This window comes from Citrobacter sp. wls706 (assembly GCF_005281305.1).
Lineage (GTDB): Bacteria > Pseudomonadota > Gammaproteobacteria > Enterobacterales > Enterobacteriaceae > Citrobacter > Citrobacter werkmanii.
The window spans coordinates 412,820-439,508 of the sequence record NZ_SZXG01000037.1; the positions used below are offsets into that span (position 1 = coordinate 412,820).

Annotated in this window: 14 protein-coding genes and 1 pseudogene; 10 read left to right on the plus strand and 5 right to left on the minus strand. The window is 51.2% G+C overall.

Going from position 1 to position 26,689, the window contains the following annotated elements; all coding sequences use genetic code 11:
- The first annotated feature begins 25 nt into the window (after positions 1 to 25).
- From FDW92_RS18540 to FDW92_RS18555, 4 genes are all read left to right on the plus strand, one after another.
- Positions 26 to 1,408 (plus strand): efflux transporter outer membrane subunit, encoded by a 1,383-nt coding sequence (locus FDW92_RS18540; RefSeq protein ID WP_042309921.1) that lies wholly within the window; start codon positions 26 to 28, stop codon positions 1,406 to 1,408.
- A gap of 32 nt (positions 1,409 to 1,440) precedes the next feature.
- Positions 1,441 to 1,788 carry a cation efflux system protein CusF gene (gene cusF, locus FDW92_RS18545; RefSeq protein ID WP_042309919.1) on the plus strand — a complete coding sequence of 116 codons (348 nt, stop codon included), beginning with the start codon at positions 1,441 to 1,443 and terminating at the stop codon, positions 1,786 to 1,788.
- Between the two features lie 76 nt (positions 1,789 to 1,864).
- A complete protein-coding gene (locus tag FDW92_RS18550; protein ID WP_042309918.1) occupies positions 1,865 to 3,157 on the plus strand; it encodes an efflux RND transporter periplasmic adaptor subunit in 1,293 nt (430 codons plus the stop codon).
- Between the two features lie 11 nt (positions 3,158 to 3,168).
- Entirely contained in the window at positions 3,169 to 6,312 is a 3,144-nt protein-coding gene (locus tag FDW92_RS18555) for a CusA/CzcA family heavy metal efflux RND transporter (RefSeq protein ID WP_042309917.1), read from the plus strand.
- Positions 6,313 to 6,364: 52 nt separating this feature from the next.
- Here the strand turns inward: FDW92_RS18555 and rclR are convergent, their stop codons facing one another.
- Entirely contained in the window at positions 6,365 to 7,219 is an 855-nt protein-coding gene (gene rclR, locus FDW92_RS18560) for a reactive chlorine-specific transcriptional regulator RclR (RefSeq protein WP_042309916.1), read from the minus strand.
- A gap of 234 nt (positions 7,220 to 7,453) precedes the next feature.
- Between rclR and rclA the strand changes: the two genes are divergently transcribed.
- From rclA to FDW92_RS18585, 5 genes and pseudogenes are all read left to right on the plus strand, one after another.
- Positions 7,454 to 8,779 (plus strand): reactive chlorine resistance oxidoreductase RclA, encoded by a 1,326-nt coding sequence (rclA, locus tag FDW92_RS18565; RefSeq protein WP_042309915.1) that lies wholly within the window; start codon positions 7,454 to 7,456, stop codon positions 8,777 to 8,779.
- Positions 8,780 to 8,794: 15 nt separating this feature from the next.
- Positions 8,795 to 8,923 (plus strand): annotated as a pseudogene (locus FDW92_RS18570) (DUF417 family protein); the annotation flags it as partial.
- Between the two features lie 569 nt (positions 8,924 to 9,492).
- Positions 9,493 to 10,188 (plus strand): pilus assembly protein PilZ, encoded by a 696-nt coding sequence (locus FDW92_RS18575; RefSeq protein ID WP_042309913.1) that lies wholly within the window; start codon positions 9,493 to 9,495, stop codon positions 10,186 to 10,188.
- Between the two features lie 21 nt (positions 10,189 to 10,209).
- Entirely contained in the window at positions 10,210 to 10,791 is a 582-nt protein-coding gene (locus FDW92_RS18580) for a LuxR family transcriptional regulator (RefSeq protein ID WP_170976161.1), read from the plus strand.
- A 99-nt stretch (positions 10,792 to 10,890) separates the two neighbouring features.
- Complete coding sequence (locus FDW92_RS18585) at positions 10,891 to 11,658, plus strand: EAL domain-containing protein (RefSeq protein ID WP_042309909.1); 768 nt, start codon at positions 10,891 to 10,893, stop codon at positions 11,656 to 11,658.
- Between the two features lie 88 nt (positions 11,659 to 11,746).
- Here the strand turns inward: FDW92_RS18585 and FDW92_RS18590 are convergent, their stop codons facing one another.
- From FDW92_RS18590 to FDW92_RS18600, 3 genes are all read right to left on the minus strand, one after another.
- Positions 11,747 to 21,085, minus strand: coding sequence for an autotransporter outer membrane beta-barrel domain-containing protein (locus FDW92_RS18590; protein ID WP_042309907.1), 9,339 nt, complete (start codon positions 21,083 to 21,085; stop codon positions 11,747 to 11,749).
- A gap of 195 nt (positions 21,086 to 21,280) precedes the next feature.
- Positions 21,281 to 21,859 (minus strand): LuxR C-terminal-related transcriptional regulator, encoded by a 579-nt coding sequence (locus FDW92_RS18595; protein WP_042309906.1) that lies wholly within the window; start codon positions 21,857 to 21,859, stop codon positions 21,281 to 21,283.
- 617 nt (positions 21,860 to 22,476) lie between these two features.
- On the minus strand, positions 22,477 to 23,652 hold the full coding sequence (locus FDW92_RS18600) for a DNA repair protein (RefSeq protein WP_042309904.1): 1,176 nt from the start codon (positions 23,650 to 23,652) through the stop codon (positions 22,477 to 22,479).
- A 293-nt stretch (positions 23,653 to 23,945) separates the two neighbouring features.
- Here FDW92_RS18600 and pheP point away from each other — a divergent pair, with 293 nt between their 5' ends.
- Positions 23,946 to 25,340: a phenylalanine transporter gene (gene pheP / locus FDW92_RS18605; RefSeq protein WP_137400676.1), complete on the plus strand. Its 1,395-nt coding sequence runs from the start codon at positions 23,946 to 23,948 to the stop codon at positions 25,338 to 25,340.
- 54 nt (positions 25,341 to 25,394) lie between these two features.
- Here the strand turns inward: pheP and FDW92_RS18610 are convergent, their stop codons facing one another.
- Positions 25,395 to 26,639 carry a mechanosensitive ion channel family protein gene (locus FDW92_RS18610; protein ID WP_042309900.1) on the minus strand — a complete coding sequence of 415 codons (1,245 nt, stop codon included), beginning with the start codon at positions 26,637 to 26,639 and terminating at the stop codon, positions 25,395 to 25,397.
- Between the last annotated feature and the right edge of the window lie 50 nt (positions 26,640 to 26,689).

Consider the following 26,689-nt stretch of genomic DNA (forward strand, 5'->3'; position numbering starts at 1 on the left):
CAGTCCGGTCAGGACGAGAAGAACTATGAGCAAATTTAAGCTTCTTACCCTCAGCGCGATATTCGTTCTCGCCGGTTGTTCATTAGCGCCGGACTATCAGCGCCCGGCTTTACCGGTGCCACAGCAATTCTCCTTAAGCCAGAATGCGCTGGTGTCAGCCTCTGGGAATTATCAGGACACCGGTTGGCGGACCTTCTTCGTTGACGACCAGGTTAAGATGCTGATTGGTGAGGCGCTGGTCAATAACCGCGATTTGCGTATGGCAGTGCTGAAGGTTCAGGAGGCGCGAGCGCAATATGGCGTCACGGACGCTGACCGCTATCCGCAAATTACGGCAGGCTCCAGCGGTACCTACAGCGGTAAATTAAAAGGCGACAGCGGCACCGATCGCGAATTCGAGGCCGGGCTGAATCTCAGTTTCGATTTGGATTTTTTTGGTCGGCTGAAAAATATGAGTGAAGCCGATCGACAGAATTTCTTTGCCAGTGAAGAGGCGCGTCGGGCGGTACATATCTCATTAATCTCTAACGTGTCGCAAAGTTATTTCAATCAACGTCTGGCTTATGCACAACTGCAAATTGCCGAAGAAACGCTGCAAAACTATCAGCGTTCCTACGCCTTTGTTGAAAAACAACTGGTCACCGGTAGCACTAACGTACTGGCGCTGGAACAGGCGCGGGGCGTGATTGAAAGTACGCGCAGCGAAATCGCGAAGCGTAAAGGTGAACTGGCGCAGGCGAACAACGCGCTGCAACTGTTGCTGGGTACCTACGGAAAATTACCCGAGGATCGGGCGCTCAGTCGCGGAGATATTAAACCGGTTACGCTGCCGCCATCACTCTCGTCGCAGATACTGTTGCAGCGCCCGGATATTATGGAAGCTGAGCACGGATTAATGGCGGCGAATGCCAATATCGGCGCCGCGCGGGCGGCATTTTTCCCGTCGATTACCCTGACCAGCTCCGTGTCCAGTAGCAGCAGCGATCTCTCCAGCTTATTTAATGCTGCCAGCGGCATGTGGAATTTTGTCCCCAAAATAGATATTCCCATTTTTAACGCCGGACGTAATCAGTCCAATCTCGATCTGGCTGAAATTCGCCAACAGCAGTCGGTGGTGAATTACGAACAAAAAATTCAGGGCGCATTTAAAGAGGTGGCGGATGCGTTGGCGTTGCGCCAAAGCATAGCCGATCAAATTAGCGGACAGCAGCGCTACCTGGCGTCATTGCAAATCACGCTACAACGTGCCAGAGCGCTTTATCAGAATGGCGCGGTTAGCTATATCGAAGTTCTGGACGCCGAACGTTCTTTATTTGCCACGCAGCAATCGCTGCTCGATCTTAATTACTCCCAGCAGGTTAATGAAATTAAGCTGTTTGCTGCCTTAGGCGGCGGTTGGGTGGAGTAATCCTTAATATTAACTTTTCAGGAGCATCAATTATGAATACTACCGCCAAAGCCGTGCTGTTAAGCCTTTTCTCTGTGGTCATATTTAACGCTCAGGCCAATGAGCATCAACATAGCGAGATGATGAATATGCAGCCGGCGGCTCAGCAGGAACAACGCATTAGCGCTACCGGGGTGATTGAAGCTGTTGATATGGAGAGTAAAAAAGTCACGATTAAACATGATCCTATTCCGGCGGTGAACTGGCCGGCCATGACGATGCGTTTTACGCTGGTGGCCGATACCAGGGCTGACGATATTAAGCCGGGTGATAAGGTCGCGTTTACGTTTGTTCAGCAGGGAAATATCTCTGTTTTACGCGATATTCACATCAGTAAATAACGTTCTCGCTGGTCTCTTTAATTCTTGCCCGGGTTCTTGCGAGCGCGGGTGAGATTATCGCGCAATGGAAATCATTATGGCGTCTTTAAATATTAAAAATACCGCGCTTATTCTCGCTGGCATGATTGCAGGCGGAATTATTTCTGTCGGTGTTTATACTTATTATTCATCCGCAAAAGTATCGACCGAAACCGGACAGGCTTCGCCAAAAGAAGCCAGAAAAGTTCTGTTCTGGTATGACCCCATGTATCCGAATACGCGTTTTGACAAGCCGGGCAAATCGCCGTTCATGGATATGGATTTAATCCCGAAATATGCCGATGAAGAGACCGCAAGCGCGTCAGCACCTGGTGTGCGCATCGATCCCACTCAGACCCAGAATCTGGGGCTAAAAACGGAACCCGTGCGTCGGGGACCACTGCACTATGCGCAAACTTTCCCGGCTAACGTGAGCTATAACGAATACCAGTTTGTTATTGTCCAGGCACGCTCCGCTGGCTTTATCGAGAAGGTTTACCCGCTTACCGTGGGTGACAAAATCAAGAAGGGTTCTCCGCTCATTGACCTGACGATTCCTGACTGGGTTGAGGCGCAGAGCGAATATTTGCTGCTGCGCGAGACCGGCGGCAGCGTGACGCAGGTGGAAGGGATTCTGGAGCGATTACGCCTTGCCGGTATGCCGGAAGCGGATATCCAGCGTTTAAAGTCGACGCGTAAAATTCAGACCCGCTTTACCCTGAAAGCCCCCATTGATGGGGTGATCACCGCATTCGATTTGCGTACCGGCATGAATATTTCCAAAGACAATGTGGTCGCGAAAATTCAGGGAATGGATCCGGTATGGGTCAGCGCGTCGGTCCCGGAATCTATTGCCTGGCTGATTAAAGACGCCTCGCAATTTCGCATCACGGTTCCTGCCTGGCCGGATAAGCCATTCACCATCAGTAAGTGGAGTATTTTGCCAAGCGTTGATGCCACCACGCGTACCCTCCAGCTGCGTTTGCAGGTTGATAACCCCGACGAAGCGCTCAAGCCTGGAATGAATGCTTACCTGCAATTGAAAACGCAAAGCGAGCCGATGCTGCTGATCCCGTCTAAAGCGTTAATTGATACGGGTACCGAACAGCGGGTGATTACCGTTGATCAGGAAGGTCGATTTGTGCCGAAGCAGGTGGCTGTTTTCCATGAATCTCAGGGGCAGACGGCTATTCGCTCAGGCCTGACTGAAGGTGAAAAAGTGGTGTCCAGCGGTCTGTTCCTGATTGACTCCGAGGCGAATATTTCTGGTGCCCTTGACCGTATGCGCGCCCAGAACAGTGGTGCGCAAGACGCAGGCGCGATGCCGGCCCAGGCGACCCATTCACATTGAGGATATGATAAATGATTGAATGGATTATCCGCCGTTCAGTGGCAAACCGTTTCCTGGTGATGATGGGGGCGCTGTTTCTCAGCATCTGGGGAACCTGGACCATCATTAACACGCCGGTTGATGCGCTGCCCGATCTCTCTGATGTCCAGGTGATAGTCAAAACCAGCTACCCCGGACAGGCCCCGCAAATCGTTGAGAATCAGGTCACTTATCCGCTGACCACCACCATGCTGTCGGTACCCGGCGCGAAAACGGTGCGTGGCTTCTCGCAGTTTGGCGATTCCTACGTCTACGTCATTTTCGAGGATGGTACCGATCCTTACTGGGCGCGCTCGCGCGTACTGGAATATCTCAACCAGGTGCAGGGAAAATTACCGGCAGGCGTTAGTGCTGAAATGGGGCCGGACGCCACGGGCGTCGGCTGGATCTTTGAATATGCGCTGGTGGATCGCAGCGGAAAACATGACCTCGCGGAATTACGTTCTCTTCAGGACTGGTTCTTAAAATATGAGTTAAAAACGATTCCTAACGTGGCGGAAGTGGCCTCGGTGGGCGGCGTGGTTAAACAGTACCAGGTGGTTATCGACCCGATGAAGCTGACGCAATATGGCATCAGCCTGGCGGAGGTGAAATCTGCGCTGGATACGTCAAATCAGGAAGCGGGCGGCTCGTCTGTGGAGATGGCCGAAGCCGAATATATGGTTCGTGCCAGTGGCTATCTGCAAACGCTTGATGATTTTAATAACATCGTCCTGAAAACCGGGGCCGACGGTGTACCGGTTTATCTGCGCGATGTGGCACGCGTCCAGATTGGGCCGGAAATGCGCCGTGGGATCGCCGAACTCAATGGCGAAGGCGAAGTCGCGGGTGGCGTGGTTATTCTACGATCCGGTAAAAATGCGCGTGAGGTGATCTCTGCCGTTAAAGCCAAACTCGATACGCTGAAAAGCAGCCTGCCGGAAGGCGTTGAGGTAGTTACAACATACGATCGCAGTCAGCTTATCGATCGCGCCATTGATAACCTGAGCTACAAGCTACTGGAGGAGTTTATCGTCGTTGCGCTGGTGTGCGCGCTGTTCCTGTGGCATCTGCGTTCGGCATTGGTGGCGATTATTTCCCTGCCGTTGGGGCTGTGTATCGCGTTTATCGTGATGCATTTCCAGGGGCTGAACGCCAATATTATGTCGCTCGGGGGAATTGCTATTGCCGTTGGGGCGATGGTTGATGCGGCAATCGTGATGATTGAGAACGCCCATAAGCGACTGGAAGAGTGGGGGCATCAGCATCCGGGTGAAAAGCTAGATAACGCCACGCGCTGGAAGGTCATTACCGACGCCTCGGTGGAAGTTGGCCCGGCATTGTTCATCAGCTTGCTGATTATCACGTTGTCATTTATCCCTATTTTCACCCTTGAAGGGCAGGAAGGGCGGCTGTTTGGTCCGCTGGCGTTCACCAAAACCTATGCCATGGCGGGCGCGGCATTTCTGGCCATTGTGGTTATTCCGATCCTGATGGGGTTCTGGATCCGCGGCAAAATACCAGCGGAAAGCAGCAACCCGCTTAACCGCTTCCTGATCCGTATTTACCATCCGCTATTGCTGAAGGTGCTGCACTGGCCCAAAACCACTATCCTGGTCGCGGTGCTGTCAATACTGACGGTTATCTACCCGCTGAATAAAGTCGGTGGTGAATTCCTGCCGCAGATTAACGAAGGCGATTTGCTGTATATGCCTTCGACACTGCCGGGGATTTCGGCGGCGCAGGCGGCGGACATGCTGCAAAAAACCGATAAGCTGATCATGACCGTTCCTGAAGTGGCGCGCGTATTTGGTAAAACCGGCAAGGCGGAAACCGCAACAGATTCCGCGCCGCTGGAAATGGTTGAAACGACGATCCAACTGAAGCCGCAGGATCAGTGGCGTCCGGGTATGACGATGGACAAAATCATCGCCGAGCTGGACAAAACCGTGCGCTTGCCGGGGCTGGCGAATCTGTGGGTGCCACCTATTCGTAACCGCATCGACATGCTCTCTACCGGGATAAAAAGCCCTATCGGGATTAAAGTGTCAGGTAACGTGCTGGCTGATATAGATGCCACGGCGGAACAAATTGAAGAGGTGGCCAGAACCGTGCCAGGCGTCGCCTCTGCGTTAGCTGAGCGTCTGGTAGGGGGACGCTATCTCAACGTGGATATTAATCGTGAGAAAGCGGCCCGTTATGGCATGACCGTTGGCGATGTACAGCTGTTTGTGACCTCCGCTGTGGGGGGCGCGATGGTGGGCGAAACGGTAGAAGGGATCGCGCGTTATCCTATCAACCTTCGCTATGCGCAGAGCTATCGCGATAGCCCGCAAGCGCTGCGTAATTTGCCCATTCTGACCCCCATGAAACAGCAAATCACCTTGGCTGATGTGGCGGATGTCACGGTCGTTTCTGGGCCGTCAATGTTAAAAACCGAAGATGCGCGACCCACCAGTTGGATTTACATCGATGCCCGCGATCGTGACATGGTTTCGGTGGTGAACGATCTGCAAAAAGCGATCGCGGAAAAGGTACAGTTAAAGCCGGGGACCAGCGTGGCGTTCTCCGGTCAGTTCGAACTGCTTGAACGCGCCAGTCATAAGCTCAAATTGATGGTGCCGATGACGCTGATGATTATCTTCGTCCTGCTTTATCTGGCTTTCCGTCGCTTTGGCGAAGCGCTGCTGATTATCACCAGCGTTCCCTTTGCGCTGGTAGGGGGGATCTGGTTCCTCTACTGGATGGGGTTCCATATGTCGGTCGCGACCGGAACCGGGTTTATTGCTCTGGCTGGCGTGGCCGCGGAGTTTGGCGTGGTGATGCTGATGTATCTACGTCACGCCATAGAAGCAGAGCCCGCGCTGGAAAATCCGCAAACCTTTACGGCAGATAAACTGGATGAAGCGTTATATCACGGCGCAGTACTGCGCGTGCGCCCGAAAGCAATGACCGTGGCGGTGATTATCGCCGGGCTGTTGCCCATCTTGTGGGGGACAGGAGCCGGGTCAGAAGTGATGAGCCGCATCGCCGCACCGATGATTGGCGGCATGATTACTGCGCCGCTGTTGTCGCTATTCATTATTCCGGCAGCCTATAAGCTGATGTGGCTGCACAGACATCGCAAGCAAAAGTAACCTTATCAATCATACGCCTGTCTTCGGTTTGTACCCCGAAACAGGCGTAGCTCTATGCTTCCAGCGCTTTCACGCGTTTGCGGTACTCGCCCGGCGTACAGCCGAATTCGCGTAGAAAGACTTTATAAAACGATGACTCGCTGGCGTAGCCCACCGATTCAGCTACCACAATCAATGGTTGAGATCCGCGTGACAACATCTGAGCGGCGATTTGCAGGCGCAAAGTGGTTAACACCGCCAGCGGTGTGGCGTTTGAGACTTCACGGAATAATTGCGCAAAGCTGGCCCGCGACATGTGTACGCGTTTCGCCAGCTCTTCGACGGTCCACGCAAAGGACGGTGATTCGAGCATCAGAAACACCACGGCTCCGAGTTTGGGGTGCAGCAGTAAATTCAACACGTTTTGTGCGGGCGATGCTCTGGTTAACCACTCACGAACGGCTAAGGCGAACAGCGTGGCGCATTGTTGGCTGCATACAGCGCTGGAACCCGGCAACCCACTGATGGATTCCTGTTGTAATAGCGCAATCACGGCCTTGAGCCAGTGGCTGACGGGACTCTTTTCTTCTGGCGCCAGAATCAGTGCTTCCGGTAGCGCGGTTAAAAAATAGCGCGAGGTGGCGTGCAGTCGCAGGCTACCGCAAACGATATGCGTTTGTTCATCCCCTGACTGGCAAAGTCGATGGGCGGAGTTCTGCGGCAGGATAACGAGAGTCCCTGGTCGCAGGGTGAAAGATGTCCCATCGGGCATATCAAGTTGGGCTGCCCCCTGAGTGACCGTATGCCAGCGGATAACGGACAGCTCGCCCGCCGCATGCGGCAGTTGCCAGTCTCTGCTCAGTAAACAGTTTTGATCGATCGAGCCTTGCGGATCGTTAAGCATGAGTAATCGACTTAGAGTATCCATGAAGACTCCTGAGCAGTTTTAACCGCTGTTATTTTGGCGGGATTATCTCGCTAATTCAAAATTAAAGTAATACATTTAAAGTGTTAATTTATTATGCTTATATGTTTCGTGAAAGAGATTAAAAGTGATTTAGACGATTTGACAGTAATGAGCGCGTTCTGGATACGTTTTCCTTGCATGGTTACCCTTATACTTCAGTTCAACAAATGAACAGTGATCAGGCGGAGAGACAGCATGAATCAGTATCAGGCGATTATTATTGGATTTGGCAAAGCGGGTAAAACGCTGGCAGCTACCCTGGCAAAAACGGGCTGGCGAGTAGCGATTGTTGAACAGTCGAACACCATGTATGGCGGGACATGCATTAACATCGGCTGTATTCCAACTAAAACCCTGGTACACGACGCTGAACTCCAGCATGACTTTGCTGCGGCGATGCAGCGCAAGGCTGCCGTTGTCAGTTTCCTGCGCGATAAAAACTTCCATAATCTGGCCGATCTGGAAAATGTAGATGTGATCGACGGTCGTGCTGAATTTGTCGATAACCGTACTGTGCGGGTCGTGCAGTCAACTGGCGCGATTGAGCTAAGCGGCGAGAAGATCTTTATTAATACCGGTGCGCAGTCAACGATGCCAAACGTAGAAGGGTTAACCACCACACCGGGTGTGTTCGACAGTACCGGGCTGTTGAATTTGACGCAACGACCTGAGCGTTTGGGTATTTTGGGCGGCGGTTACATTGGTGTAGAGTTCGCATCAATGTTTGCCAACTTCGGCAGCAAAGTCACCCTTTATGAAGCCGCTCCGCTGTTTTTAGCCCGCGAAGATCGGGATATTGCCGAAGCTATCGCCGGGATTTTACGCGACAAAGGGGTTGAGATTATCCTTAACGCCAACGTACAGGCGGTTTCGTCCGTGGACGGCGCGGTACAGGTGAAAATGCCGGGAGGCGTCCAGACTGTGGATGCGCTGCTGGTGGCATCGGGCCGCAAACCGGCGACCGAAAATCTGCAGTTGCAGAAAGCGGGTGTGGATGTAAACGACCGCGGCGCCATTATCGTGAATAAATATCTGCGTACCTCGGCAGATAATATTTGGGCAATGGGCGATGTCACCGGCGGGTTGCAGTTCACTTATATCTCACTGGATGATTTCCGTATTGTGCGTGACAACCTGTTAGGCGAGGGGGTACGTCACACCGGCGATCGTCAAAATATACCGTATTCCGTCTTTATGACGCCGCCGCTTTCCCGCGTGGGGATGACCGAAGAACAGGCCCGCGCCAGTGGTGCTTCTGTGCAGGTAGTCACGCTACCGGTGGCGGCGATTCCGCGTGCGCGAGTGATGGATGACACCCGTGGCGTACTTAAAGCGGTGGTGGATAGCGAAACGAAACAGATATTAGGTGTTTCGCTATTATGTGTGGATTCGCATGAGATGATTAATATCATCAAGACGGTTATGGATGCAGGATTACCCTATACAACTTTACGCGATCAAATATTTACCCATCCGAGTATGAGTGAATCATTAAACGATCTCTTTTCTCTCGTTAAATAATAAAAGCGCAGGGAAGATATACACCACGGATTTCCGTACTTGTCTGGAGATGGACCTCTGGTGTTGAAGGATACGTTAATGCTGGCGGGAGCGGTGATGATCGTTGCAGATTCAGTCAGCTCAATCGTTATGCAGCGGTATTGAATTTTTAACGTTGTGCCCTCTGTAAGGTAGCAAGCCACTCTAGTTCGATTCGGTATTTACCGGGCCAGCAGGATGCTGGCTTTTTTCTGACTTAAGGGAAATTTATTTAATATATAAAATGTAACTATTCACTTTATAACAATAACGAGTCAGGGCTGTTTTGGCAGTTAATGATATGAAGAGGTGAGTACCATACGCACTGATGACAAAAGCGCGACAACCTGCGCATCGCCCAACCATCCCAATACCTTCATTTTTCTCTATTTTTTTCTGTGCAATTCTTGCTATTTGTTATCTCAAAACAGCATCTTAAATAAAATTATTATTCATTTTTGTTATAGTTAATCCATAAGTTCGCGTGGTTTTAAGCGCGGCTTAAGCTAGAATTATCCTGATTAAATGTTTTTACGTATCAATAATTGGCTAAAGATAGTTAAAAACTTAATTTTTAACCAACTGTCTGACATGGAATCCACTATGGTAATTAAGCACCAGGGCGGATGCTGATCTCGCGTTTTTGGGTAACCAAAAGCGGGACATATCTTAAATATGGAAATAAGGGTTTTAGAATGAGCTTTGGATTAGCAAAGGACAACAAGTTTGAAATCATCGCTATCCTTCGTGAAGAGCTGCACAAGAAAACGAAACTGGAAGTCTTATGCGAAAACAGTAGCGTTATCACACAGCTAGATAAGGTCGATTTCGAACGGTTTGTCATCTCCGGCCATGAAGAGATTGTGCCTGAAAAGGTCCAATACTTTATCCTGCACAGCGAAAGCGGGATTGTAAAATTTAGTGCCAGATTTGAACAAACTCCACCAGCAGGTGCGGAGGCAGGATTATCCTACCTCATCCCGGATATGATTTTCTTTGCCCAGCAGCGACAAAATCAGCGTTTTTCCTTCCTGAAGGGTTATGACTTTTTCTGCTTTGGTCGTTACAAAAACGGAGAAAACTACTCTTTCAGGATTAAAAACATCTCTCAGGGTGGCTGTGCGTTAATTGTTAAAGATGTAAATACCCGCTTTGTTTATAAAGATGCGGTGATTAAAAATGCCTCGCTGGAGTTTGATACGTTTGGCAGTTTACAGCTGGATTTAAAAGTGATCGATGTCGTCACGATCAATGAGTTTGATGAGGATAATCAGTTGTACTCCTGTCATCAGATCTCGTGTGAGTTCGATTTTAAAAATCGTCGTGAAGAGGCTGAAGTCGAGAAAATTATTATCAAATTTTTAATGAGTAACAAGATCAGAAGCTTATAAGGAGCGGTAAACAGGATGTTGATGTGTGGCAATGATAATTTTGTGGGCAACGGTATGTTCGCCTACCTGACCAGCAAACAAGTACCCGTACAAACATTCGAGTTTGAGGATATGTTGCATCAGTCATCATTATGTCAGCATCAAACCATGGTTTTTAATATCATTAATAATGAACAACCGTGTTCAGACGTCGTACAGTTTCTGAATAAAAATCGATTCAAGTTCTATAATAACGTCGTAGTGATTGTGGCTGACAGTTTGGTGGCGAAATTATGCGTGGAGTTATTATATATTGAGAAAGCAATAGTGTTGACTGAGAAATCTTCCCTGCGAGATTTCGGTCAATTGGCGACGTTGTCGGTCGGGAAATGGAATCCCCGGCTGTATCGTTCGCAGAAAAGGTTAACTGAAAGGGAACAGCAGATCCTGAGTTTGCTGGTAAGTGGTTATACCGCTAAAGAAATTTCTGAGTTAGTAAACCTTAACTATAAAACCATTCAGGCTCATAAAATGCGAGTCGTCGCCAAGTTGGGACTGAACAATACTTCTGATTTAAATAAATTAATTGTCAGATTCACCCATCGTATGTCTTTTTTACCCTAGTCTGGTGATTCTTTTCTGATGTAAAACATCTCATAGTAGATATAATTCGGGAGCGATGTTGACTGGTTTTAAATTATATGATTTATAGAGGTAGAGGGAATGTTTAATTCCAACGAGGTGCTCACCGCGCTTGAACAGGCATTGAATACCAGTCAGTTTTATATGGTTTATCAGCCCATTTTTAATTTGCACACTCAGCAAATTAGCGGATTTGAAGCATTAATGCGTTGGAACAGCCCTCAGATGGGGATGATCTCTCCCGATATTTTTATTACGTTATTGGAAGACAGCGGCAATATCATTTCAATTGAAGACATGGTTACCCACACCCCCTGGGATGTGGCGACTTCCTGGCCCGATCCTCTTGTATTATCAATCAATATTTCCGCACTTGAATTTTGTGACCCTCTCTTACCCCAACGCGTCAGACGTAATCTCACCCTCTGTGGGCTACCGCCTTATCGGTGCCAAATTGAGGTGACGGAAACGTCACCACTGCGCGACAGCCAAATAGCGGTTAACAATATGCTGGAGCTAAAGGATATCGGGGTTAAACTCGCTCTTGATGATTTTGGTACCGGTCACGCGAATCTTAATTATCTGCTGAAGTATCCTTTTGATACCCTAAAAATTGATAAGGAATTTGTTGCTGGCATTGAGCCCGATACCCGATCGACAAAGATTGTGGAGGGCATTATTTCACTGGCACACAATTTTGGTATTGAAGTTCTCGCCGAAGGGGTGGAAACCCAGTCCCAACTGGACCGTTTAATGCAGATTGGCTGTGACAAAATTCAGGGCTTTTTCATTTCTCCGCCGGTGCTGGCAGAAGAAATCCCGTTACTCCTGACGCAGTATAATCGTTAATCTATCCTTTTTATATTTCCCGACCCTGCAAACTGCAAAGCAAAAAAAAGCCCCCTGCATAACAGAGGGCTGGTGAGTTTATGACTGCTTAGAACGATTTCTTAAAGCCAATGGAAGCATTGATCGGGGCTTCAACTTGCGACTTACTGCCACCGTTGCTGAATTGCGTACCCAGTTCACCGTAGACCTGCACGTTTCTGTCGATTGACCAGGACAGACCGGCCGCAACTTCGGTGCTGGAGTACTGCTGTGAGGATTCCAGCGTGGTGGTGGCGACCGCATTGCTAAAGTGCGTTTTGTCTTTTGAACCCAGACCCTGCCAAACGTTAACCCTGCCGTACGGCTGGAATTTGCCATGGTTGGTGTCATAGTCGGCAACCAGACGTACGCCCAGACGGGCGGTAAAGGAATCTGCGGTGTCCATTTTCACTTTCGTTTGGGTCACACCGTCAAGCCGACCATTATCAAAATCGCTGTATTGGTAGATCAACTGAGCCTGAGGTTCCAGACTCCAGGCGCTTGAACCCAGACGGAACGATTTACCCATCTCCGTTGACGCCGTCAGCGTGTTGCCTTTGACGGTATAAGAACCGTTGTTGCCGGTCGCCGCCAGGCGAGATTTATGGTTACCGTACTGCAGGACATTATCAACATACATCCCGTTACCCGAGAACCAGGTGGCGTAACCGCCGACGTAAAACGCATTGTCATCGATGTTACCGCCTTTGCCGTCGCTGCCTGTCTTCGTGCCTTTCACGTTGCTGTCGATGTCAAGGATGCTGGTATACATCCCGGCTTTCCAGTTTTCGTTAGCATACATGTCAACGCCGACCTGAATACCCATGGTATGGGTGCTGGTTTGTGTCCCGGCCGCATCGTCCAGTTTGGTTTTACCGGAGTAACCAAGCATTCTCGCCCAGGCGCGATTATCTTCGTCAATACCCGGTTTAACCTCGTCGCCCATACGTTGGTGCATGTTACCTAGCAGGCTGATGTCGCCCTGACGCACAACGCTGGCAAGGCCAGAATACAGCATAGTTTCTGGACGATATTCGCTTCTCAGATACCAGTTTTCCCCCTGACCCTGAGCATTGCCCGCATGCAGTTGGTACTCAAACGCGCCCGCGGCCATACGATCGGCGGCAAGATGGAAGGCGTCACGCGACGTTTGCGCGGTGGTGGTTGCGCCATTGAGCGCCGTAACGACTTCGATACCATCACCGACGGTCGGCGCGCCGAGGCCAGAACCATCAACGTCCAGCAGCGTACTCCCGCTGGCTTTACCGCCATCAATAATCAGACGGTCGGCAATGCCTGCACCGCTACCATTCTGAATGGCCGCCATGTTGATGGTCCCTTTTTCGCCGATGTAATCCCCTTTGACGGTTAACGTTGTGCCAGTCTGCTGGCCGATGAGCGAGACATCACCGCCGTTGCTCAGGCCCGCGACTGTCTGGTTGTATCCCTGCGTGTTCAACATGGTGTCAGCGACAACGTAGTGGTGTGACGCACTACTCAGGGTGTTGGTGTTACCCGCCCGCAGTACGCCGTTGGCAATTAACGTTGCGCCGCTGTAGCTGTTTTCACCTTGCAGTTCCGTAATACCGCTGCCGGTCTGGTGCAACTGGCCTTTACCGCTGATATTGCCCGCTAACGCCAGGGTATCCGCGCGATCAACCTTGAGTACGCCGTTATCAACGATATCTCCCTGAATGCTGCCAATGTTACCGCCATTACCCAACTGTAAAACACCTTGTTCGATGGTAGTGCCCCCGGTGTAGGTATTATCCAGCGTCAGGGTGAGGGAGCCTTTACCGGTTTTGGTCAGATGACCATTACCTTCGACTTCCGTCAGCAGGGAAACGTTATGTCCGTTGGTATTGAATGTCCCGCCGCCGGATTCCAGCGTCACCTGACGGGCGGTATCAAATGCTTCGCCATACTTCAGCGTACCGCCGTTGAAGGTAATACCCGTCTCTGGCGCGCCAAGGTTGGTATCACCCGCCACCTGCAACGTACCTGAGGTGATAGTGGTTCCACCGCTGTAGGTGTTGTCGCCAGTGAGGATCAGCGTCCCGAGATCGCCTTTATTCAGGCCGCCGGTACCGCGGATCACGCTGTCGATAGTTGCGGTGTAGTTTGCGCCGTCTACCGTGCCATCGCCGACGCGAATCAGCGTGTTCGCCTTGTCGGTGGTAATGGCCTCACCACCCACGCGATAGCCATCGGTGGCGAACTGTGCGCCGCTGATGATGACGTCGCCTTTGCTGTTATCGACGGTGACGTTGCCAGCTTCACCCTGGAAGACAGCGAAGGCGGCATCGGTAAACGGTGCGTTCAGCGCGCCTTCTGGCGTTGATTCATCCGTGGTCCAGTTGTCGTTACCCTGGCTGGATTGCCAGATACCGTCGCCGCCGTTGATGACGCCGTTGTTTTTCAGCTCGCCATTCTCACCGCCGGTGCCGTCCCAGAAGCGCAGCGTCAGTCCGGCATGGTTGACCAGGTTAACCTGGTTGTTAACCGAGGTTTGCACGTACAGGCTGTCTGCGGCTTCCGGCGCGTTGGCAATGTCCATCACATTGTTGGTCAAGGTGCCGGTGTAGTTGATGACGCGGTAAACGCCCACGTCAAAGCTGCCGCCCGGAGATGTCTCGATATTGAGCTTACCGTCGAGCGTCAAGTCGCCATTCACATCAATCAGGTCGTTGAAGGCCCCGCCTGGGGTATAAGCCTGACCAAACTGGTAATCCAGTTGGGCGTTATCACTCAGCGTCAGTGAACCGGTGGTCAGTTTACCCACGCTGTTGATGGCAGCACCAGCTGTAATATGAGCGTCGTCCAGCACGTCAACCGCGCCGCCGATAATACCGTTACCGCCGAGCGTCGCGCCGGATTTAACCGTTACCTGACCGGTCGCGGCGGACTGGTTGCCGTTGACCAGCAGCACGCCTTTATTGACGTCCGTGGTACCGGTGTAAGTGTTATCGCCTGTCAGCGTTAACGTACCGTCACCGATTTTCACCAGGCTGCCGTCGTTACCGCTGATAATGCCGCTGATGGTGTCATCAAGATGCAGATTCCCCAGCGACAATGTTTTATTGCCCAGTTCGACATTCCCCGCGCCGGACAACGAGCCGATAGACGTTGCGCTGTCGACCGCGCTGATATCGACCTTACCGCCCGCCAGGTTCTTAACGACGGTATTTTCAGCCATCGCCTGGTCGGCAAAGGTCATCAGTCCACTATTGTTCACGCTGGCATTGCCGCCGCTGGCATTATCTTCCAGAGCCAACGTACTGTCTTTTGCCACGTTAACCGTCGCGTTGCCTGCAGTGGCGTTGTCGGTTAACAGCGCTTTTGCTGCGCCCGTCAGGTTCAGTTTGGCGCTTGCGGCGGTGACGTTATCCGCCAGCGTTAACAGGCTGTCGGCGATGTTCATGGTCAGGGATTGCAGACTGGTATCTGTCCCGCTGACATTGAGCGTCGCCCCCTTATTGACGTTCACGGTGCTGCTTTCATTGCTACCAAAGGCTCCGGTTTTGCTGACGTTGACCGTGACATTGTTGGCATTACCCGTCCCGGCAATTTCGGTATCGCCTTTGTAGCTGTTGGCGCGATCGAGTGACAAGGTGCTGCCCGCATCGCTTGAGCTGCTGGTGACTTTCAGTTTACCGTCGCCGGTAATCTCACCGGCTGGCGTGAAGTGGTGCGAATTGAGGTCAAACACCGCCGCGTTATCACTCGCTCCCAGCTCAATAGTGCGATTGCTGGTCAGGTCTGCGCCCATCTGCAGGGTGGAGCCGTTGTTAATAACCAGATCGGTTCCGCTTTGGCCGAGGTTGCTGTCAGAGGAAATCTGCAACGTACCGCCATCAATGCGCGTGCCGCCGCGATACTCGTTATCACCGCTGAGGATCAGACGACCAAGGTCGGTTTTCACCAGCGTCAGTTTGTCAGTCGTGCTGGCTTCGCGGATCACGGACTCAATGGCCGCGGTATAGTTTTGACCCGCGCCACCGGCACCAACGCGCAGCAGCAGTTCACCGGTGCCTGGCGTCTGGCCTGCATGGGTCGCGTTTTCTGTGGTGGCATACGCGTTAAGTGCATCACCTTTAACCACATAGCCATCGGCGTCAAACTGTGCCCCGGAGAAATTAACTTCGCCCGCGGCGTTATCCACGGTAACGGTTCCGCCTTTGGTGGTGAAGACGGCAAAGGATTTTTGCGCCCAGGGAGCATTACCTTCACCGGTTGCCGTGGTCCAGTTGTTATCGCCCTGGCTACCGATCGCCATCCATTTGCCATCGCCGCCGTCAATTTTGCTGTTGCCTTCAATTCCCGACGCGCCATGGCTCTGATTGACGGTTGCGCCGTCCCAGAACTGCAGGGTAACGCCGTTGGCATTCACCAGGTTGACCTGTTTGTCGATAGAGGTCTGGACAAAAATATTACTTTTATCCTGGCTGTCTGGTATTGCGCCCAGCTCCAGCGTCTGGTTATTCAGCGTGCCGCCGTAGTTATAGATACGATATACGCCCGGTCCGAAGTTACCGCCCTGTGAAGTGGTAACATCCAGGGTTCCGTCAAGTTGCAGATCGCCTGCGACGTTGACCAGATCGTTTAACGCACCGCCTGGCGTATAAGCGTTGCCTAGTTCGAAAGCGGAGGTCGTTTTGCTGCCAAGCTGCAGATTACCGTTAATGGTGAGCGTACCTGCACCGCCATCACCCGCGCTGAGGGTGGTGGCATCGTTCATCAATACATTGCCGCCGATAATGCCATTCCCGCCAAGTGTGGAGGTGCCGCTGACGGTAGTTGCGCCGCGCGCCGCGCTTTGATCGCCATTCACCAGCAGTGTACCGTTGGTGACGGTGGTGTCGCCGGTATAGGTGTTATTGCCGTTCAGGCGGGTAATGCCGCCGCCGATTTGTTGCAGCGCGCCGATGCCCGAAATCACCCCGTTGAGCAGGACGTTGTTGGCGCGGTTGATCGCCAGCACGCCGTTGTCGATGATGTCAGACACGGCGCTGACTTCGCCTGCATTTCCGCCGTTACCCAACTGCAGCGTACCGGTTTGATCAATGGTGGTAGAGCCGGTGTAGGTGTTGTTGGCGGTAAACACCGTGGTGCCGCCCGCCGCACGTTCAAATTTCCCGTCGCCGCTGATGATGCCACGATAGATCTGCGCCGCTGACGCATCTCCCTGGGTGTCGAAGATAACCCGACTGCCTGCGCCCTGGGTCGTCACATCGTAATCGCCAATGCTGGCGGCAGTACTGGTCGGCTCAACGTGATCGCCGGTGCGCAGCGTTGCGCCATTATTTACGGCAATGGTTTTACTCGCCAGACTCAGGTTTTCAACGACGCGGACATCCGCGTTTGATCCGCTGATGGTCAGTGAATCCCAGCCGGAGCCAATGTTGGTGCCGGTATTCAGGTTGTCGCTGGCAAGCGTGCCAATCTTCGCATCTTTCGTATTGGTGAAGGTGAGGGCATTGCCCGTACCCGCAGCGGTAGTGATGTGACGTGTTTTATCCAGTATTACATTGCCGATGTTGGCTTTATTGTTGCCGCCAGTGCCGGAGAAATTCACTTCGCCCGCATAGGAACCGCTGCGCCAGTTGAAGGTGTCCCTGCCTTCGCCGGTATTGATTACGCCGCTGGTGACACCGCCGCTGATATCTATGGTGTCATTGCCTTTACCAGACTGAATTGCTACGGCCGTGTCGTTAATGGCCTGAAGGGTGCCGGTATTGGTGATTTTTTTATTGCTGTCGCCGCTGGCGTCAATCACTGGTGAAGTCGTGCTGGCAGAAATAATCTTCCCGCTGTTGGTCAATGCGTTGACGTTTTTCGCGATGATCGCAGAACCGCCCGCGCTGTCATGTACGTTGATATCGGCACTGGTCGTGACCCGGCCATCCGTGTTGGCGCGGATACCGCTGCCTTCGCTGTTTAGCACCTCAACGGTATAGCCTTTGCCGATTTTCAGATCGCCCGTCACCGCGTCGCCATTGCGTTGCTCAAAGGCGAAACCGGTACCTTTCCCGTTGACGTTGAGGATGTTGTTCAGTCCATCGTTCATGGTCAGCGCGACTCTGGTGCGGATCCCCGGACCATCGTTGGAATCGATGGTGACATCACGCAGCGTGATATTGGTGTTGTTGGCATCGTTTTGAATGCCGGCACCAGTACCCTCAGCGCGAATCATCACGCTTTGCGCGGCCAGTGCGCCAGCGCCCTCGGCCAGACGAATACCGTCAGCAGATCCATTGGTGGTAATGCTGTCGCCAGTTTTACCGTTAATCAGCAGGCTGGCCCCCTGGGTCAGCAGAACGCCAGCAGTACCATCATCAACCTGAATTTTGCCCAGCTTATTAATCTGCGCGTTAGAGCCTGAGGCACGTACGCCGATGCCGTTGCTGACATGCAGGGCGCTGGAGGAGTTGTTGGTTAAGCTCCCACCTTGTTGCACATCAACGCCGATGCTGTCGACGCTGGCCAGATCGATAATCGAATTGGTATCAAGGAGCAGGTTGCCCAGATTTCTCGCCACATAGGCGATAACCTTGTTGCCGCTGGCTTCAGAGGTGATCTTCGCGTTCGAGGTGAGGATCGTGTTTGTGGCATTCCCCTGCGTGTTGCCATTCAACTGATGCGCCTGACCATCCACCACCCCGGCAATGGTGCTTTCACCGGTTAAATTGATGGTGGTTTTATCACTGATGGTACCGTTGGCGCCGCCTTCGATGAGCAGTGCTGCGGAGTTGGTGCCCTTAACAGTAAATGTCGCTTCCCCGGTATCTACGCTGCTGCCTGCGCCGGTGGCGAGGACGCCAACAGAATTGTTGCCGTTGAGCGTCAGATTCAGGTCAGAAGTGGACTGATCCTTCGGGTTAGTCGTATTACCGGCCAGCAATGCGCCATTGGCGATACGGAAAATAGTGGTGCGATCCTGACCATTGTCATTCATCACCGCCTGCCCAATATTGGCGGTCGCGCCTTTACCATACAGGTAATAACCAATCTGATCGGTATTGTTGAATGCCGGACTACTCAGACTATCGACGTTAGCGATGGCGTTATCACGCACGTGTACGCCGATATTACCGGCCTGATTCAGGGTGATACCAGAATAGACATTGACCGTTGCCTGACCGTTGGCGCCGCCTTCCGCCCAAATAGCATAGTTTCGGTTACCGACGCCGCCGTCACCGTCTACTACGATAGAACCAGAAGCGCTGGTGGTGACTTCGGCGTTTTTCTTATTGGCGCTGACGTGGATCCCGACGTTATTGTTGCCATTAACGTTAATCTTGCCGTCATTTCTAATGATCTGACCATTCTCTGCGCCACTGTCACGCACAGTGATGCCGTAGTTCTTGCTGGTGCCTCCACGATCATCGCCATTGATTGTGATAGTGCCGGTATTCAGCACATTACCTGTTGCATTGCCGATCAGGATCCCGGCGGCGTTACGTATGCCGACGCCAAGGGTGATGAGACCGTTGTTAATCACCTCTTTGGCGCTTTTGGTCATGATACCGGCGCTTGGGCTGGCACCGCCTGGCAATACGGCATCCAGGGAGGAATTATTCGCATCGCGGCCAAGGTATATCGTTGCATCTTTGGCGTTGGTAAATGTGGCGTTGTCGGCGACTTCCACGCCAAAGGCGGTGCCATTACCAAAGGACTTCTTGTTTTTGCGTCCGTCGACGATATTGATATCGCCGTTATTCGTGCCCTGCGCGTCGTTAGACAGCTGCATACCAATGGCCAGCGTCAGCGAAGTCTCGGGATCGTCTTTACTCCAGGGGTCGGCAGCAGAAGCGGTACCGAAGTTATCGGTAGTAATCGCCTGGTTGATGGTGCCTTCGTTAGTAATTACGCTGGCGCCTTGCCCCTGCATGCCAAATGCACCGTAGCTGCTGACGTTTTGGTTACCGTCCTTATCAATAAACAGCCCGGAGTTGATGGTTCCGTGGTTGGTCGCCGTCGCATCTTTCGCCAGCATGCCAATTGCCAGGCTTTGCCCGGTAGAGGTACGCAATGCGTTCAGTTCGCCCAGGTTAGTGATAATCCCGCCGTCAATGGCTTTCATCACGCCATTAATACTGCCGTCTACGGCGATCATCGCGTCTTTGTTCAATGTACCGGCGGTACCTGCGCCGTTGGCATAGATAGCGTGCAGCTCACCGCGATCGGCGGTCGTGTTATTGCTATGCGACTCGCCATCGGTCCAGACGTCGTAATCCCAGGAGATAACATCAGATGACTTACCTGAAGTCAGTAAGTCATCAATCAGCTCAGCATACTTCGCTTGCGCGGCGGAGACGGTTGTGATTTGACTGTCTTCAACATCCAGCCACAACTGGATCTGACTGACTTTTTGTCCATCCGGTTTTTGCGCGGCATCATCGCTTTCGCCTAACAGCCAGCTATTGAACTCGGCCAGTTCCGCAGCCGTGGTAATTGAGAACGTTTTTTCACCTGTTTCGATAACCTCGCCGGCGTCGTTGTAGCCATACGTCATCAGCGTTACATCGCCGCCAAATACGGAGGTTGTCCTGGAACCGTTAAACGTTTTGGTCGGAATAACGGGGGCGGCGTTAAATTTGATGTAGTTATCGGATTGCCAGTTCACCTGGCTGTTGGCGCCTTGCGCTTCCAGCAGCGAGGAATCTTTAGCCAGTAATTCGATGGTATTGGCTTTGTCACGCACATGAAGCGTATCGTTGCCAATATTCAGGTTGGCCGTGGCGCCATTGGTTGCCAACGCGATGCCAAATTGCTTATAGATTTGCGTTTGTTGCGGATCATACGTATTTAAAACAGCATCGCCGATTTGTGACTCAGTGATAAACCCGGCTAACGCGCTGGTATCAAAAACTTTAATGGTATTTGGTTCTCCAGGAAGCGCCGGATCAAAAATATCAAAATCCGTGCTTTGCGAAGGTTTCGCTGATTGGGTATGAGTCAGGTATTCTGCCAGCTCTTCCTCCGTGGAGATTGTTTTTACGCTCTGGTCAGGGCTGGTAGCCTTAAGCGTGATTTTGCCGGTTTGCAGCAGCTCACGGATAGTCGTTGACTCAACAACGCCGCTTTGGCCTGGGGTAATCGTCGGGATCGCGCCGCTGATATTGAGCGCCTGACCAGTGGTATTATCTTCATATAAGAAGCCGTAGTTATGAATTCCCTCATAAACGCCAGCGGAAATTCCTCGCTGGTAGTCAGTAGAAATATTATGATCGCCGGTATCAATAATCGGATCAGCCGAGGCCATCATCGACGCTCCGCTTAATGCGCCAGCCGCCAGTACGGCGACAGTTTTACGCGAGCTGCTTTTTTTCTTACCTTTAGTTAATTCAGAAACGACCACCCAGATACCGAGCGCCGCGTTCCAAATAATGCTGTAAACTTTGTTCATATATAACCCTCGTCTACATTCCTGTTATGTATGTGTTAATACGTTGAGTTGTTGGCTATGGTTGGCCCGCGGACGCGTTACCCGGTATGGTGATTTTGGGAAATAGGGTTCCCTTCCGAGCTATGCGGAATTAAAAAATGAGCCGAAAGGACAGCTTTAAATAATAACCGTGATAATTGTCCTTAAATAAGTCAGTTATGGCTGGCTATAGTGGGAAATGGTGTACTTGAGCCGGGTGTTATTTTTACCGAGCTTTCTGGCAATGTTGCTTTTGTACGCCCCGATGGTTTTTTCACTTTTTTGTGATGCCCCGGCGATTTGTGCCAGTGACCAACCCCGGGCAAGCATCATCATCACATTGAATTCGTTTGCGGTGATTTTTGTGTGCAGTGCTTTGATATTATTTTGTTTTTTATTCTGTATGATACGTGTAACGGCATGCAGCAGCCGATCAAGACTGGCATCTTGATCGAGTAATTGCATATTCTTCCCGCAAACGGTTTGAAAAAGAGAAAAGGTGGCTTCATCTGCCAAAACAATAATCTTTGTGGCAGGGCGGATAGCCATGCTGCGGATAATCCTGGCATATTTTAAAAAATCTGATTTGTCAGGATTAATAATGATGTAATCTGTATCATCTGGCAGAAATTTGACTGCTGAAAACGTCTGAGAGGAGTGGTACGTGATATCAATATATAAGTATGAGCCACGTAGAATTTCTCGCATGCCTAGCCAGGGATAAAGTGAGTCACCCAAAAAAATAGCCTTAGACATTACGATCTCCTTGAAATTTTAATGCAAGCGGTCGCCTCTTTTTTCTGGCTGAAAAAAGAGTTTCTTGCGACGCGTGGAATGTTAATTAAATCTCGTATAACGTTCTTTGGTTTGAACGCATCCTTATTTATTGCCAATTCAACAGATATTTTCTGTATTTATTTGAAGCATTAACTATTCTGAAAGTAGATATTACACTTTGTTAAAATTTAAGATAAATCGTTTATATCACCTCTGAGCAGATGATTGATAGATTTCGCTTATGGATCACCATAAGAATGGGCCAACCTTTTCCATAAAGGCAGGATATTCCTGGGCTTATTGACGGCGATTTATTTAAAAATGATTATATTTCAAAGGAATGCCAGCTTGTGATGATGGGCTGGTTGGTGGGTAGGAGAATTCTTAATTAAGATTAGGAAGAAGGGACGGGTGGGAACATTGAAGATGGAAATATCGCCAAATTTACATTAAGCATCTAAAAATGTTTGAATTTAAGACTATTTAGCCAATTAAATAAACATTCATAGTTTTTTATTCTGAGTTGGTCTTTTTGTGCTTTATTTGAGCATGTTGCTTGCCGTTGTCATTTTATCTGCTTACTTCGCTGCTAGCGCTCAGCCCGCTAACAGCTCCTGCTCGACCTGTTGCACCTGTTGTTCCAGCGAGTTGCGGATTTCCGTCAGCGCCCGTTGCTGGTCAGAGAAGTAAGCCTCTTTATCGGTCACGGAGGAAGCAAGGCGCCAGGCGTTTTCCGCCTCTAGTTCGGTAATCTCTTTCAGCAGTGCGTTAATTTGTTCTCTGAGCTGCTGTATTTTGCTGCGTAAATGCTGCAGATCGTTCAATCGGTCACTCGCCATCATCGGTTCGAGACCACTTTGTAACTGGGTCAGTAACGCCCGTACGGCGGCAAGGTCGGCATTTTGGCGCGCCTGGTTAAGCTGCACCATCATCTGATGCGCTTTCTCTTTCAGATCATCCGCCACCACGTCCGGGTGGCAAAGACGACTGGCCTGCCGCCACAGGCGTTTTAGCTCGTTACGCTCATCGGCAGAAAGTCGTTGGTCGCGAGTAAAACGATGCTGTGCGTCCTGCTGCTGCTCCTGATATTCATCATATTCATGACTGGCCTCTTCTTGTGCCTGGCGAGTCGCGCTGTCGTCCTGGCGAGAAAAGTCGTTTTCCAGCTCACGAATCTCCGCCAGCAGGGCGGTGATCAGCTCCGTTTGTTGCTGAATGCGTTGCCGGGTTTCGACAGATTCGCGCGAATCTGAGTGCTGGTTCATCCATTGCTGCTTGAGTCTGGCCAACTGCTCAACGGCCTGGGAAATATAGTGCTGACAGGATTGATAGTCTTTTTCCCGGCGTTTTCGCTCCGCTTCCTGCTTACGTTGCGCGCTGGCGGCCAGTTGCTTACGCAGCTCAAGGATGCGGCTCATCAACGGCCCAAGACGAAGATGGTATAGATCGTTGAAATCATCGAGGATTTGAATGCGCGTGTTGCGCTTATCAATCAGGTCACGCAATTGTGCTTCAAGCGCTTTCAGTTCGAGTTTACTCGCCGCAATCGCAGGATCCCGCCACGTAGAGACCGCTCGCTGAGATTGCAGCCAGGCCGTGATTTCACGCAGAGCATCGCTAAAGCGCCGGGCTTCGATCGCCTGCACGATGGTGTCTGGCACGACTGACAAAGGCTCATTTTTCAGATGCGCCACCTGCTGGAAAATAATCTCCTCATCTTCCAGTTCAATAGCGCTTTTGACGATTTCCAGTCGTTTGATGATCTTATTCATGACAGTCGTTGCCTGGCCTGACTCAAAAACGAATGGCTTAAATACAACAGGCCCACCCGTTTGAAAATGTTAGAAAAACAGTAAGGTGCATTCTGTGGCCTGCAATACCTTTTCGTCCAGAATAATTCACTGTAATTATGAAAAGCGTGAACTCTGGTAAGGAGCCCACCCATGAAAAATAACAACTGCTCAGGCATCGCTGACAACCATGATGTTAAACGATTGCGCCTTGCGGCAACCAGGTTGAAATGTTAAAAGAAGCCCCTTCAATAAAAACGACACAGGGGAAGGGCGTGAAAAACGCGTCAACTGCATCTGGCACCAGCGTGCCTGATGCCGCGTCGACGAATGAGCCGACGCTTCAGCGGGGGTTGCAAAACCGCCATATTCAGTTAATTGCGCTGGGCGGCGCAATTGGAACCGGCCTGTTTTTGGGCATTGGACCGGCCATTCAGATGGCGGGGCCTGCGGTGTTACTGGGTTACGGCGTAGCCGGAATCATCGCTTTTTTGATTATGCGTCAACTGGGCGAAATGGTGGTGGAAGAACCCGTTTCCGGATCGTTTGCCCATTTTGCCTATAAATACTGGGGACCTTTTGCTGGCTTTTTGTCCGGCTGGAACTACTGGGTGATGTTTGTGCTGGTTGGCATGGCGGAGCTGACAGCGGCCGGAATCTACATGCAGTACTGGCTGCCCGATGTCCCCACCTGGATTTGGGCTGCCGCTTTCTTTGTGATCATCAATGCCGTCAATCTGGTTAACGTACGTCTGTATGGCGAAACGGAATTCTGGTTTGCGCTGATTAAAGTGCTGGCCATTATCGGCATGATTGGCTTTGGCATCTGGATGCTGTTTTCCGGTAACGGCGGGGAACATGCGAGCATCGATAATCTCTGGCGTTACAACGGCTTTTTTGCCACTGGCTGGAATGGATTGATCCTCTCGCTGGCGGTGATTATGTTCTCATTTGGCGGGCTGGAATTGATAGGGATCACCGCCGCGGAAGCGCAGGAACCACAGAAAAGTATTCCGAAAGCGGTAAACCAGGTGGTGTACCGTATTCTGCTGTTTTACATCGGTTCTCTGGTGGTGCTGCTGGCCTTGTATCCGTGGGTGGAAGTGAAATCGAATAGCAGCCCGTTCGTGATGATTTTCCATAATCTTGACAGTAATGTGGTGGCTTCTGCGCTGAATTTTGTCATTCTGGTGGCTTCGCTGTCGGTGTATAACAGCGGGGTTTACTCGAACAGCCGCATGCTGTTTGGTTTGTCCGTTCAGGGAAATGCGCCGAAGTTTTTAACCCGCGTCAGTCGTCGTGGCGTACCGGTGAACTCATTGATTCTGTCCGGCGCGATTACGTCACTGGTGGTATTGATCAACTATGTGCTGCCGCAAAAAGCGTTCAGTCTGTTGATGGCGCTGGTTGTCGCGACGCTGCTACTAAACTGGATTATGATTTGTCTGGCGCATTTGCGATTCCGCGCGGCGATGCGCCGCAAAGGACGTGATACGCAGTTCAAAGCGCTGCTTTATCCGGCCGGAAACTATCTGTGCATTGCCTTCCTCGGCATGATTCTGGTGCTGATGTGCACCATGGATGATATGCGCCTGTCCGCTATTCTGCTGCCGATATGGATCCTGTTCCTGTTTGTTGCTTTCAAACTGCTGCGCCGCAAATCCCGCTAATATCTGACCGATCTCATCCTGGTGATGAGATCGGTCACTGCTTCTCATTGCTGATTAACGCTGAAAGATCCCTGACAATGCGCGAATATCATTTCCGGTAGGCGACTGATGAATGCGTAAGCCAAACTCTTCGATCACTGCAAATATATGGTCGAAGATATCAGCCTGAATACTTTCATATTCCAGCCAGACTACCGTATTAGTAAAAGCATAAATTTCGATCGGTAAACCGTGATCGTCCGGCGCAAGCTGGCGTACCATTAACGTCATATCTTTGCGAATCCGCGGATGGTGACGTAAATATTCGTTCAGATAGGCACGGAAAGTGCCAATATTGGTCATCCGGCGGTGATTCAATACGGATTCAGGCGCATCCAATAGCTGATTCCACTCGTCAATTTCCTGATGACGCGTGGTTAAATACGGCTTTAACAGGTGTGCTTTATGCAGTCGCTGGCGTTCATCTTCGTCAAGAAAATGAATGCTGGTGGCATCAATGCTGATGCTGCGTTTAATGCGTCGACCACCGGAAGCTGACATCCCACTCCAGTTTTTAAAAGAGTCCGATACCAGTGACCAGGTGGGAATAGTGGTGATGGTGTTATCCCAGTTGCGCACTTTTACGGTGGTTAAACCAATATCGATAACCGCACCGTCTGCGCCGTATTTCGGCATTTCCAGCCAGTCGCCCAGTTTGAGCATATCGTTCGCTGAAAGCTGGATCCCAGCCACCAGACCGAGGATTGGATCTTTAAATACCAGCATTAAGACGGCGGCCATCGCGCCCAGGCCGCTTATCAGTATTGCCGGAGACTGACCAATCAGCAGGGAAATCATCAAAATCCCAACGATAATTGCGCCAATCAGTTTGATTCCCTGGAATATACCTTTCAACGGTAGCTGAGATGCGGCAGGGAGTTTTTGCGACAGATTGAGAATAACGTCCAGCAGGGAGAAGAGGGACAGCAGGGCGTACATCATGATCCACAGCTGTGCGCAGGTCACTAATATCTCTGCGGCTTCACTGCCTTTTTGTAACCACAGCGCGGCCTGAATGTTGACAATGATACCCTGCAGGGTGAATGCCAGTCGGTGAAATAACTTATTCTGCGTGATGATTTGTAGCCACAGACGGGAGCTGGCGTTCGCGCGCTTTTCAAATGCGCGCAGCACCACCCAGTGCAAAATAACGTGAACAATAATGGCGGTGAGAAAAATAATGCCAAAAATCATCACCAGCGAGGTGGTGTGGTTTATTTCAATGCCGAGTTCTTCTACCTGAGATATCAATTCCTGCATAATGTCTCCTTAATAAACAGCGGCCTATGATGACCGCTGTCGGGAGCTTA